Source organism: Bradyrhizobium sp. 25ACV (assembly GCF_054863005.1).
The window spans coordinates 1-276 of sequence record NZ_JAVAYO010000078.1 but is presented as its reverse complement, the minus strand read 5'-3'; the positions used below and the strand labels follow the sequence as shown (position 1 = coordinate 276).

The following is a 276-nucleotide window of genomic DNA, read 5'->3' as shown; positions in this document are numbered from 1 at the left end:
GAGCGAGTAGAGGTCGAGGATGCGACCGATGGCGTTCCATCGGACGTCGTCGACACCGCTTGCTCGAGTTGCCCGGCCGTGGCTGTCCGGAGGCTCAATGCTCGCGTCCGATCCAGCGCAATAACCTCCGGCCATCGGCCGACAGCATGATCAGGTCCTCAAGCGCGAGGACACGCGGGTGCGAGGCGGCATGCCGGATCGGCTTGATACGCGCCATCGTCTCCTTGAGCGCGTCGAGCGAGCCGAACTTAGCGGCGAAGAGGCCCCAGTTCTCAC

Annotated in this window: 1 protein-coding gene; it reads right to left on the bottom strand. The window is 65.2% G+C overall.

Going from position 1 to position 276, the window contains the following annotated elements:
* Positions 1–94: 94 nt before the first annotated feature.
* The coding region (locus RAD04_RS38650) for a hypothetical protein (RefSeq protein WP_461627965.1) at positions 95–276 on the bottom strand (182 nt) is incomplete at its 5' end.